This window comes from Mesorhizobium sp. M1A.F.Ca.IN.020.06.1.1 (assembly GCF_004023265.1).
Classification (GTDB): domain Bacteria; phylum Pseudomonadota; class Alphaproteobacteria; order Rhizobiales; family Rhizobiaceae; genus Mesorhizobium.
Genome location: NZ_RZSR01000930.1, coordinates 1 through 2,350 on the forward strand (window position 1 = coordinate 1; position 2,350 = coordinate 2,350).

A 2,350-nucleotide genomic window follows, 5' to 3' on the forward strand; every position below is an offset into this window, starting at 1 on the left:
GAACAGGTGAGGGCCAGGCTGGCCGAGCGCCTTGAGCGAGCCGAGCGCGCCCTTGAGGCGAGGACGAATCTTCTACTTGACGTTCAAAAGTTGCGGGACGTTCAGGAGGCATTGAACGCCGAGATCGCGGCCCACGAGACGACAAAGCGGGAAGTGCTCGATGCCTTTGGCGTGAAGACTCTGCCGCAGGTCGCAGAGCGCGATGAACAGCTTCGCGAGCGAGACGGCCTGCAGAGTGACGTTGCCGAGCTTGAGGAACGACTGAAGAGCGAGCTCGCCGTCGCCGATGTCGGCCAGGCGCGGTCGTTGCTGGAGGGCCTCGATCTCGATGGGCTCGCAATTGAAAAAGCCGAAATCGAGCGGCGCCTCGCCGACCTCGATGAAGCATTGCAACAGCAACTCGTCCGGCGTACCCGGGCAACTGACAAGCTCGATGCTATCGGCGGCGACAGCGCAGTTGCCCGCATCGATGCTGATCGTCGCACCGTCCTTCTCGAAATCGAGGAGAAGGCCCTCCATTATATCGAATTAAAGCTTGGAGTGATGTCGGCGTCGAGCGCGCTCCGGGTCTATCGTGAACGTCACCGCTCCGGAATGATGAGCGAGGCCTCCAACGCCTTCGCACTGATCACACGCGGCCAGTACACAGGCTTGACGACCCAGCCGGTAAAGGGGGGCGAGGTCCTCATCGCAACGCAGAAGGATGGCCAATCGAAGGTCGCAGACGCTCTGTCGAAAGGCGCGCGATTCCAGCTCTACCTAGCCCTGCGGCTTGCCGGATATTACGAGTTTGCCAAGCTCAGGCCGTCTGTTCCGTTCATCGCCGACGACATCATGGAGACCTTCGACCATCTTCGGTCGGAGGAAGTTTTCCGCCTGTTCGGTGAGATGGCCAGTGTGGGCCAGGTAATCTATCTGACCCATCATCAGCACCTATGCGACATCGCCAAGACGGTCATTCCTAGCGTCGCGATCCACGAGCTCGGGTAATTCAAGCGGCATTGTTGCTGGTCGGTTCTCGAGACAAGTCGCATTGTCAACGACCGCTTCGCGCGGCCGTTGAGAGGGAGGTCCGCACGATGCCGCATCTCGCATTGTTCCGAACCTTCTAGCCGTTTCGATCCCATCATTCGTAGAGAAGTTCTCCGAACAAGCCGATCATAAGGTCGCCCCGTCGGTCGCAAGCCCGGGCGATAGCCGCTCCGATGCCGGGCTGGTCAGACCAAGCTCCAGATTCGCCTCAACAGCAGCCTTCTTGACCATTGCCATGGCCACTATGAACTCCGGGAAGTCAGGCAGGCGGATGCCCGAAACGTCGAAATTCTCGGCCGCTCGGAGTGTGTGAATTCCGAAGAGAGCATCAGAAGGCAGGTGCCCTTCGCCACCAGGTCGCTCTCAACGCGCCTGTCCGCTTCCACAGTCACCATTTGCTGTTTTATCCGCGGTTGATACAAACAACTTTGGGCTGGGTCATTTCCTCATAGGCGAACCGCACGCCTTCCCTGCCCATGCTGCCGTATTTAGAGCCTCCGAACGGCATGGCATCGAACCGGTAATCCGAGGAGTCGTTGATCATCACCCCGCCAGCCTCGATCCTGTTTGCCGCCTCAAGCGCGACAGACAGGTTGCTAGTGAAAATGCCGGCATGCAGACTGTATTCCGGCTGATTGGCCATCTCGATGGCTTCATCGAGGGTCCTGAAAGGAGCAAGCATGACCACCGGCGCGAACACTTCCTCATGCCATAGCCGGCAGCTCGTCGGAGTGCCTTCGAGAACGGTCGGGTGGTAGAGGGAACCTTCACGCTGGTGGCCGCAAAGCAGTTTGGCGCCGGCGTTGATAGCGTCATTGACCGCTGCTTCGGTGCGTTCGGCGACCTTCTGCGATATCATCGGACCGACATCGGTGTCCTCGTGGAAAGGATCGCCTGCCTTGAGCCTTTTCGTTGCGCCGACAAAGGCATCGCGGAAGCGTTCATAAAGCTCGGACTGCACCAGGACACGTTGAGCGCCGATGCAATTTTGCCCGGCAGCCCAGAAGGCGCCGGATACGCAGCCTTCGACTGCCTTGTCGAAGTCGCAATCGTTCATCACCACGACCGGCGCATTGCCGCCCAGTTCCATCGCGAGCTTCTTGAGCCCGGCTTTCCGGGCAATGGCTTCTCCGGTGGCGAAGCCGCCGGTGAAGGAGACCATACGGACGTCTCGTGCAGCAACCAGGGCTGTAACGAGTTCTCTGTCGCCGTGAACAACGGTAATGACCTCCCGCGGCAAGCCCGCCTCCACAAGCGCGGCGACAAGATTAATCGCGGAAAACGGTGTCAGATTTGACGGTTTGAGGAGCACGGCATT

2 protein-coding genes are annotated in these 2,350 nt (G+C 59.5%); one reads left to right on the forward strand and one right to left on the reverse strand.

The features are described 5' to 3' along the window. Positions 1 to 111 precede the first annotated feature (111 nt). The gene (locus EOA60_RS29175) at positions 112 to 990 is read left to right on the forward strand and encodes a hypothetical protein (RefSeq protein ID WP_245502634.1); all 879 of its coding nucleotides are present in this window, start codon (positions 112 to 114) and stop codon (positions 988 to 990) included. A gap of 445 nt (positions 991 to 1,435) precedes the next feature. Here the strand turns inward: EOA60_RS29175 and EOA60_RS29185 are convergent. Then, positions 1,436 to 2,350 (reverse strand): aldehyde dehydrogenase family protein (locus tag EOA60_RS29185; protein WP_128312342.1); only part of this gene is annotated, 915 nt, incomplete at its 5' end.